This window comes from Janthinobacterium sp. HH106 (assembly GCF_001758725.1).
Lineage (GTDB): Bacteria > Pseudomonadota > Gammaproteobacteria > Burkholderiales > Burkholderiaceae_D > Janthinobacterium.
Genome location: NZ_LRIC01000001.1, coordinates 177,464 through 186,581, shown reverse-complemented (window position 1 = coordinate 186,581; position 9,118 = coordinate 177,464). Strand labels below are relative to the sequence as shown.

The following is a 9,118-nucleotide window of genomic DNA, read 5'->3' as shown; positions in this document are numbered from 1 at the left end:
GCGCGCCGTCTTCGGCAAGGCCTACCGCGACGACAGCGACGATGCGCTGGCCGACCTGCCCGATCCGGACAACCACGTCGACAAGCTCAGTTACGTGGTCAGCGCCGTCAGCCACAAGCTGCTGCCCGATGGCAGCGCCATCCTGGTGGCGAATGCGGAAACGGCCAACACGGAAGGCACGGCCGAATCGGCGCATGCCTCGCCGGGGCTGCTGAATGTCTTTTTCCTGGCGCCCAAGGGCACGCCGGAAGACGGCCAGTGGCAAGTCGTGAAACGCCTGGAAAACATCGCCGCCCTGGGCTCGTCGGGGCAGCTCGGCGAAGTCCACTGGGTCATGCTGGGCGCGAACAAGCCGGGACTGGCGATCCGCTACGGTTATACGGGCCAGGGCTACACCATCACGCAACTGGCCCTGTTTGAAATCGGCGACGGCAAGGTCACCTCACTCGATGGCGCCATCGATCTGTACTCGGACAATATGGGGGCCTGCGGTCCTGAAACGGACGAGTGCTGGATGGTCAAGGGGAACTGGCGCTTCGCGCCGGCGCGCAATGGCGCCGCCTACGATGACTTGCTGATCGACTTCAAGGGCGCCTCCGAAAAGATCAAGCCGGGCGTCAAGGTCAAGCCGGACGAAGACCCGCCGCGCATCGCCACGCCACTGAACGGCCACGCGCGCTATGGCTTCGACGGCAAGGGGTACAAACTGCTTGAAGGGAAGAATCCAGTGCCTGGCGTGTAAGCGTATCCGCGCCAGGCACCGGCAAGCCAGCTAGCGGCGTGCGGCCTCCAGGCGCGCCAGCAGCGGCGCATACATCGAACGCGTATGGCTGCTCCAGCGGGCCATGGCGCTGTCGATATCGAGCAGCAGGCGTTCCGACAACACCTTGTCGCCCTGCTGCAGCGCCCAGATCGCGCACTCGGCACGGCACTCGAAGCTGTTGTAGCGCGTCAGCGCATCGTCGAATTCCGCCTTCGCTTCCACCTGGCGCCCGCTTTGCGCCAGCGCGCGCGCCGTCAGCAGGGACACCATCTCGGGACGGAAATGGATATCCGTGCGGCGGATGAATTCCAGGTGCGCCAGCGCTTCGGCGCCGCGCGCGCATTCCAGATAGGCGCGCGCAGCGCCCAGGCGAATTTCCAGGTCCGATGAAAACGCTCCCCGCAGACAGGCTTCGTACGTCGATGCCGCTTCCTGCGCATCACCCGCCTCCAGCTGCGCGCTGGCCAGGCGCATCTGGTTTTGCGCCGTCGGCGTGTACTCGAAAGCCGCTTTCGCCTCGCGCAATTCGCGGTTCGGATCGAGCACCTGCACGGCCACCGAAGCGACCTTGCGCGCGCCTTGCGGCAGGCGCGAATCGGGCAGGTAGATGGCGAAGAAATACACCACGCTGCCCAGCAGCGGGAACATGAATAAAATGAGCAGCCAGTACAGCTGCTGCCCGTTGCGCACCACGTGGATCGCAAAAAATACCGCGATCAGGATGTGGATGCCTATGCCAAAAATCGTCATGCTGCGACCTCGTTCGTTCGTGACGGGAGCAGCTGGCACGGCGCCGCCGCTTTCCCTGGTCAGAATATTACACTGGCCGCACCGTGCACACGCATCTATTGCGTCTTGGCCGACCAGCCGCCGCCCATGGCGCGGTACAGGTCGACCGAGGCGACAAGGAGGCGCGTCTTCAGCTGCAGCAGCCCCACGTCGGCGCTGTACAGGGTGCGCTGGGCGTCGAGTTCCTCCAGGTACGAGGCGTAGCCATTGCGGTAGCGGTTATGCGCGATGCGCAGGGTGTCTGCCGCCGCGGCGCGGCGCGCGTCGTTTTCCACGGCTTGCTGCTGGAGGCGGTAGAGGGCGCCCAGGCTGTTCTCCGTTTCGGCGAACGCGTTGCGCACCACGTTTTCATACGCGTACACGAGCTGGTCGCGCTGCGCGCCGGCCGCATCCGTCTGCGCCTGCACGCGCCCGCCATCGAACAGGGGGCCGGCCGCCAGCGCCGTCAGACGCCACAGGGCAGTGGGCGCATGCAGGAAATCGGTGAGCGTGGTCGCCTGCCCGCCGCCCACGGCCGTCAGCTTGAACGAGGGCAGCAGCTGGTCGCGCGTGGCGGCCAGGCTGGCGTTGGCGGCCGCCAGGTTGTGTTCCGCGCGCGCGATGTCGGGCCGCCGGCGCAGCAGTTCGGACGGCAAGCCGGCCGGCACGCCAGGCGCCGCCAGCCCGGCCAGCGGCAAGCCGCGCGCGATGGGGCCGGGATTGCCGCCGACGAGGATGGCCAGCGCGTTTTCCTGTTCGAAAATCTGCCGCTGCAGCTGCGGCACCTGCTCGGCCGCCGCGTGGTATTCCGATTGCGCCTGCAGCCATTCCAGGCGCGAGCTGTAGCCCACCTCGAACTGCTTGCGCGCCAGCTCGCGCGACTGTTCGCGCAGCTGCAGGGTCGATTGCGTCAACTCCAGCTGCGCGTCGAGGCCCCGCAGATTCAGGTAACTGGTCGCCACGCTGGCGGCGATCGACAGGGCTGCCGCATCGAGGCTGGCCTGCTCGGCGCGGTAACTCTCGCCGGCCGCGTCGCTCAGACTGGCCAGCCGGCCCCACACGTCGATTTCATAGCTGGCCTGCAGTTCGGCCTGGAAGACATTCGTCACATACGGCTTGCCGCTGGACGCCAGGGTGCGCGTGCGCGTGGGCGAACCGTCGAAGGCCAGATTGGGCGCGCGGTTCGCGTCGGCCTGCGCCAGGCGCGCGCGGTATTCCTGTACCCGGGCGCGCGCCACGCGCAAGTCGCCATTGCGCGCCAGCGCCTCGCCCACCAGGTCGCTCAAGACCGGATCGCCGAAGGCTTGCCACCACAGTTGCTCGACCTGGGCACCCGTCGCCGCAGGTGCGCCGATCGCTTGCGCGCGCCAGCCGGACGGCAGTTGCAGTGCCGATGCAGGCTGCGGCGGCGCGTTGGCGGCGCAGCCTGCCAGCGCCAGCGCACCGGCCATCAGCAGGTGACGGCGCTTCATGGCTTGGCCTTCTTCGGTGCAGGCGGGGGCGCCGGGTTGTCCGCCGAGTCGTTCAGCACGGCCGACGTGTCGACGCTGACCACCACCGACATGCCCGGCACGAGGCGGCGCGCATTCGCCTGGCCCGGATCGATGCGGATGCGCACGGGAATGCGCTGGGCAATTTTGAGGTAGTTGCCCGTCGCGTTATCGGCCGGCAGCACGGAAAACTCGGAACCGGTGGCCGGCGAAATGCGCTCCACCTGGCCCGTCAGCACGGCGCCGTCGAGCGCGTCGACGTGGAAGGTGGCGCTTTGCCCTTCCTGCACGCCGTTCATCTGCGTTTCCTTGAAATTGGCGATGACCCACATCTGGCGCGGCACCAGCGCCATCAGCTGCGCGCCCGAATTCACATAGGCACCCTGGCGCACCGTCACCTGGCCCAGCTGGCCGTCGGAGGGCGCCACGATGCGCGTGTTATCGAGGTCGATCTTCGCCGCCTTGACGGCCGCCTGCGCATTGGCCACGGCCGCTTCCAGCGCCTGCTTGTTGACCACCACGGAATGCACGCTTTGCTGGGCGATGTCGAGATTGGCGCGGGCTTGCGCCAGCGCGGCCGCCATCTGCGCCTGCGTGGCGCGCGACTGGTCGTGTTCGCGCTGCGACAGCGAACCGTCGGCCACCAGCTGCTCCACCCGGCTCAAGTCCGCGCTGGCCTTGCGCGCCTGCGCTTCCGCGTTGGCCAGCGCCGCCTCGCTGACGGAAATGCCGGCCTGCGCGCTGGCCTTCTGCTGCGCCCAGTTCGACAGGGCCGCCTGCTGCGCGGCCAGCTGGGCCTGCGCCTGCTCGTAGCGCTGCTGGTAGATGCGGTCGTCGATGCGCACCAGCAGCTGGCCTTCCTTCACATCCATGAAGTCCTGCACCGTCACTTCCACCACATAGCCCGACAGCTGCGTGCCGATGATGGTCACCTGCCCCCGCACCGTGGCGTTTTCCGTCGTCACGATGGGACTGGTGAACGGCGGCAAACGCCACGCATACAGCACGATCAGCACGCCCACCAGGGCCACGGCCGCAAAGGCCAGCGCGGACAGCCACTGGTGGCGCCGGTCCGGCTGTGCCATGGAAGGCGCGGCGGGTGCGGATGGCAGTGCAGGCGTCGGTACTGGCGGCGGGGTGTTATTTTCTGTCATTGCTCGGTTCCGAATTGGTAATGGGGACGATGGCCATGGCCGTCTGCGCATCGCGCACGGGGCCGACCAGGCGGCGCGCGCCGGTGGTGATGCGGGTCCAGAACTGGCTGACCAGCATCCAGATCAGGGTGGCGACGGCGACGCCGGCGATCATCAAAAAGACGTCGTTGTAGGCGAGGACATTGGCTTCGCGCGTGGCGACGGCGCCCAGGCGGGCCACGCCCTGGGCGCTGCGCAGGGCCGGGTCCGTCAGCACGCCGCCGTAGCTTGCGGCACCGGACTGTACGCGCGCGGCCACCTGCGGGTCGAGCATGGTGAGGTGCTCGACCAGGTAGCTGGAATGGTATTTTTCGCGCGCCGTCTGGATGGTGCCGACGATGGCCGACCCGAGCAAGCCGCCCAGGTTCTGCGTCATGGTAAACATCACGGAAAAACTCACCAGGTTGCGCGGTTCGGCGATCACGGCGCCCATGCCGGCCACCATGGTGGGACCGAGGAAATACGTGCCGCCAAAGGCCAGCAGGAACTGGCTGACATACATGTTGACGGGGCGCGTCTGGCTGGTGGCGTGCGCGTCGATCAGGGCACCGGCTGCGATCAGCAGCAGCGCGAACATCAGCGAGCGGTTCAGGGTGGCCGGATTGATCGTCAGCGCGCTGACCACCAGGCCCGCCACGCTGCCCAGCAGGACCACGATGAACAGGTTCTGCATCTGGTCCGTGTTCAGCCCCAGCGCCTGCAAAAAGCCCACGGCGCCCGTCGATTCGGACAGCACGATGCGAAACAGCAGCACCGATAAAAACAGCTTGGCGATCTTGCCCGTGGTGAGCCAGCGCGTGTTGAGCAGCGGGCGCGCGCGGTTATGCTCGATGGCCAGCGAGGCGGCGATCAGCACGATGGAGCCCGCCAGGCACACGCCCACCCACTCCGATTCCATCCACCACGCCGTGCGTCCCTGCGCCAGCACGGCGCACAGCAGGGCCACGCCGGGCGCGAACAGAATAAAGGTGAGGAAATCGAGCGGCTCGAACGTCTGCACGCGGTCGCCGGGCGGCAGCTTCAGGGCCAGCACGCAGCCCAGCGCCAGCAGGGCCAGTCCCAGCTCGAACAGGTACAGGCCGTGCCATTCGCCGATCTGCAGCAGTTCGGACGTGAAGATGCGCGCCAGCGGCAGCGCCAGCTGGGCAAAGCCCAGGCCCAGCACCACGCCTTTCAGGCGGTGCCGCGCGGGAAACGCCTGCAAGGTGTAGTACAGCCCCAGCACGCCCAGCGCGCCGCCCACCATGCCATGCGCGGCGCGCACGGCGATCGCCGACGGCAAGGTATTGGCATACAAGTGGGCGAACGTCACCAGCGCATACAGCACCAGGAACGCTTCCGTAAACAGGCGCAGGCCGAATTGCTGGCGGAACTTCACCAGCAGCAGATTCATGGACACGATGGTCATCACGTAGGCGGCCGGCAGCCACTGCATCTGGTAGGCATAGGCGGCCAGCGAACCTTGCAGGTTCAGCAAATTGGCCGTCACCAGGCCGTTACCGAGTCCCCCCGTCAGCGCGACGATCAGGCCGACGATGAAATACGCGACACGCTTGGGCGTCGAATGTTCGGGCATCGATGGCGACCCGGGCAAGGTCGGACGTTCGCCCGGCCCCCAGGTGCGAGGTGTGTACTTGTCCATGCGGTAATCGCGATCCGGTTTGCTGAAGCCGTTCTTTGCTGCAGTGATAGAAATAGTTGCAAATGAACAGTTCTAGTCAGCAGCATATCATCGCAGGACGTTTTTCTTGTTTACATTGTTGCGCACTGTTGCGCACGGTTACGCCAACGGGGCAAGCCAGGCCGGCCCCGCTGACGCTCAAACGGACATCACACGCGGGGCGGATCCGTTTCGCGCGCAAACGCCCGGTGCGCGGCCAGCGCCTTTTTAAAGGCCGCCACGCCTTTCGCCACGTCGCCCGCCGGCACGACGATGATGGCGGGGTCCGGCTTGCCGTCGGGCAGGGTCACCGGCACGCCAGCCTTGTCCAGCAAGCCCTTGCCCGCGCCGATGGCCAGCATCGGCTTGCAGTGCCGGTATTGCAGGCGCAGGAAGTCGAGCGCGTTCGCGTCGCTGCCCAACTGCTGCACGGCGCCCTGGCCATCCGGTATCACGACGGCGTCGAACAGCACGGACGGTCCCGTTTCGAGCGAGATTTCCACGTCGAGCGGCGCGCCGCCGCTCGTGTCGACTTTCCCCAGATGGCTGCCCACGAGGCGCGGCACGGCGCCCTCGGCCAGCAAGGATGCATAGATGTTGCGCACCTGCGCCCCATCGCTGCCCGGCCCGACGAGGATGGCCACGCGCAGGGTATGGATGCCCGTCTTGCCGGGGCGGAAAAAGAGCGACAGGGCCGGCGACGGCGGATACGCAGGAATCGGCAGCATGGACACGGGCGGCATGACGGGCGGCAGCGCCAGGCCAAGCGCATCGGCCAGGCGCTGCGCCAGGGTCTCGTCGACATTGCGCAGCATGGCGACGATGCGCTTGCGAATCGCCACCGTCTGCACCTTGCTCAGTTCAAAGCGGAACGCATGCACGATATGGTCTTGCTCGACCGGCGTCTGGCTGATCCAGAACAGCCTCGCCTGGCCAAAGTGCTCGGCGAATTTCTCGGGCTTGCCGCGCACCTTGTCGCCCTCGGCGGAGGCGGGAAAACTGTTGAAGCCCCTGGCGCCGGCCTGGAACGGGCAGCCGCCCGCCAGCGAATTGGGCTCGTACGCGACCCGGCCCCGGTTGATGGCCTGGCGGTGGATGCCGTCGCGCTGGTTGTTGTGCACGGGCGCCAGCGGCGAGTTGATGGGGATTTCATGGAAGTTGGCGCCGCCCAGGCGCGTGATCTGCGTGTCGATATACGAGTGGATGCGGCCCTGCAGCAGCGGGTCGTTGGAAAAATCGATGCCGGGCACGATGTGCGCCGTGCAAAAGGCCACCTGCTCCGTCTCGGCGAAAAAATTGTCGGGATTGCGGTTCAAAACCATTTTCCCGACGGGTATCAGCGGCACCACCTCTTCGGGAATCAGCTTGGTGGGGTCGAGCACGTCGAAGGGAAACGCTTCGGCCTGAGCTTCCGTGAAGACCTGGAACGACAGCTCGTATTCGGGATACTCGCCGCATTCGATCGATTCCCACAGGTCGCGCCGGTGGAAATCGGAATCGGCGCCGCTGATCTTGACGGCTTCGTCCCACACGAGCGAGTGCGTGCCGGCCATGGGCGACCAGTGGAATTTACAGAACACGGACTGGCCCTTGGCGTTCACGAGACGGAAGGTGTGAACGCCGAAGCCCTGCATCATGCGGTAGCTGCGCGGGATGGCGCGGTCGGACATGACCCACATCAGCATGTGCGTGATTTCCGGCGACAGCGAGGCGAAATCCCAGAAGGTGTCGTGCGCGCTGGCCGCCTGCGGCATGCCGTTGTGCGGCTCGGGCTTGACCGCATGGACCACATCGGGAAATTTCATCGCATCCTGGATGAAGAAGACGGGGATGTTGTTGCCGACCAGGTCCCAGTTGCCCTCGTCCGTATAAAACTTCACGGCAAAGCCGCGCACGTCGCGCGCCGTGTCGGTCGAGCCGCGCTCGCCGGCCACCGTGGAAAAGCGCACGAAGACGGGCGTGCGCTTGCCCGCCTTGGCGAACGGCGCGGCGCGCGTCAGCTTGCTTTGTTCCTTGTAGCATTCGAAATAGCCGTGGGCGGCCGAACCGCGCGCATGCACGACGCGCTCGGGGATGCGCTCATGGTCGAAATGCGTGAGCTTTTCACGCAGGATGAAATCTTCCATCAGGGTGGGGCCGCGCAAGCCCGCCTTCAGCGAGTTCTGATTGTCGCCCACGGGCACGCCCTGGTTGGTCGTCAGCACGCAGCCGCTGTCGTCGCTGCGGGCGCCATCGAGCGAGGCGTTACGCGCATTCTCGCCCAACGCGGGCTGGCCATCGCCCGTCTTCGGCGACGCCAGCGTTTCGCCCGTGGTGCTGGCCGTGGCCAGCGGTTCGCCGGCCGCCACATGCACGCCTTCGATCGGCGTGCGCGCCGCCTCGCCATACTGGCCATCTTCCTTGGGATTGTCGGCCATGGCGGCGGACAGCTGCTGGCTGGCGGCCGTCTTTTGCAGCAGCGCGCGGGTCACGTCATTGTCCGTGCCCAGGCTGTTTGGCGCATTGCTGTCGGATGGGCCGGACATGCTGCTCAATACGGAACCCGCACCGTCCGTGGACGGCGTTTTCTTGGTGGTAGCCATTACATCTCCTGTGAGTAGTTTGCCCCGGGAAGTAACGCTACAACTCCCTCATTCAGCGCACGAACAGGGCAATCAAAATAATGATGGGAATAGGTATGCCAATCAACCACAACAAAATGGAGCGCATCATCACTCTCCTTTACTGCTTGCTACTACCTTGTGTGCGTGGGCGCTGGCCCTCTCCGCCATGACGGCGAAGGGAACAGCGCCCACGACAAATGCTTCCAGGAAGGCGTAAAACTTATTTACGCGAACCCAGCAATTTCGACAGGCCATAGCCGGCCGCGGCCGCAATCAGCAGGGACATGGCCGGGCGCTCGCGCACATAATCGCGGCCCGTCTCGCCGGCGCGCTGGCAGGCGACGCCCAGTTGCTTGCCGCGTGCCATCAGGCGCTCCGAGGCCTTGCTGACGGTGTCGCTGACTTGCTCGATGCGGTCGCCCACCTGGTCCACGCCGTCATGGGCGCGCGTGGCGACCTTGTCGGCCAGAGGCTGTGCCTGGCTAGCCACCTTGTCGATGGTGCGGTGCAAATCCTGGCGGGTATCCTGGGAGGTGCCGTTCATCTCGGAGCTGGTGTTTTCAATCGCGTTCATGATGGTTTCCTTTAATAGTGAATAAATCAACCATGCTCGATGCCGTGACCGAATCATGATTCTCCTC

Annotated in this window: 7 protein-coding genes; 1 reads left to right on the top strand and 6 read right to left on the bottom strand. The window is 65.9% G+C overall.

Features of this window, described 5'->3' with window-relative positions; genetic code table 11:
• Positions 1–742 (top strand): hypothetical protein (locus JAB8_RS29340; protein ID WP_175445135.1); only part of this gene is annotated, 742 nt, incomplete at its 5' end.
• Positions 743–772: 30 nt separating this feature from the next.
• Here the strand turns inward: JAB8_RS29340 and JAB8_RS00815 are convergent.
• From JAB8_RS00815 to JAB8_RS00790, 6 genes are all read right to left on the bottom strand, one after another.
• On the bottom strand, positions 773–1,513 hold the full coding sequence (locus JAB8_RS00815) for a hypothetical protein (protein ID WP_070287901.1): 741 nt from the start codon (positions 1,511–1,513) through the stop codon (positions 773–775).
• Between the two features lie 95 nt (positions 1,514–1,608).
• Positions 1,609–3,003: an efflux transporter outer membrane subunit gene (locus tag JAB8_RS00810; RefSeq protein WP_070287900.1), complete on the bottom strand. Its 1,395-nt coding sequence runs from the start codon at positions 3,001–3,003 to the stop codon at positions 1,609–1,611.
• Positions 3,000–4,175: an HlyD family secretion protein gene (locus tag JAB8_RS00805; protein WP_070287898.1), complete on the bottom strand. Its 1,176-nt coding sequence runs from the start codon at positions 4,173–4,175 to the stop codon at positions 3,000–3,002. The genes JAB8_RS00810 and JAB8_RS00805 overlap by 4 nt, the downstream gene beginning before the upstream one ends.
• Positions 4,162–5,856 carry an MFS transporter gene (locus JAB8_RS00800; protein ID WP_070287897.1) on the bottom strand — a complete coding sequence of 565 codons (1,695 nt, stop codon included), beginning with the start codon at positions 5,854–5,856 and terminating at the stop codon, positions 4,162–4,164. Before JAB8_RS00800 ends, JAB8_RS00805 begins: the two co-directional genes overlap by 14 nt.
• Positions 5,857–6,044: 188 nt before the next feature.
• Positions 6,045–8,456: a catalase gene (locus tag JAB8_RS00795; RefSeq protein ID WP_070287895.1), complete on the bottom strand. Its 2,412-nt coding sequence runs from the start codon at positions 8,454–8,456 to the stop codon at positions 6,045–6,047.
• A gap of 241 nt (positions 8,457–8,697) precedes the next feature.
• Complete coding sequence (locus JAB8_RS00790; RefSeq protein WP_070287892.1) at positions 8,698–9,051, bottom strand: hypothetical protein; 354 nt, start codon at positions 9,049–9,051, stop codon at positions 8,698–8,700.
• Positions 9,052–9,118 lie beyond the last annotated feature (67 nt).

Excerpts from the sequence above, each read along its gene's own strand:
- JAB8_RS00815 (WP_070287901.1), bottom strand. The coding sequence starts at position 1,513 with ATGACGATTTTTGGCATAGGCATCCACATCCTGATCGCGGTATTTTTT.
- JAB8_RS00810 (WP_070287900.1), bottom strand. The coding sequence starts at position 3,003 with ATGAAGCGCCGTCACCTGCTGATGGCCGGTGCGCTGGCGCTGGCAGGC.
- JAB8_RS00805 (WP_070287898.1), bottom strand. The coding sequence starts at position 4,175 with ATGACAGAAAATAACACCCCGCCGCCAGTACCGACGCCTGCACTGCCA.
- JAB8_RS00800 (WP_070287897.1), bottom strand. The coding sequence starts at position 5,856 with ATGGACAAGTACACACCTCGCACCTGGGGGCCGGGCGAACGTCCGACC.
- JAB8_RS00795 (WP_070287895.1), bottom strand. The coding sequence starts at position 8,456 with ATGGCTACCACCAAGAAAACGCCGTCCACGGACGGTGCGGGTTCCGTA.
- JAB8_RS00790 (WP_070287892.1), bottom strand. The coding sequence starts at position 9,051 with ATGAACGCGATTGAAAACACCAGCTCCGAGATGAACGGCACCTCCCAG.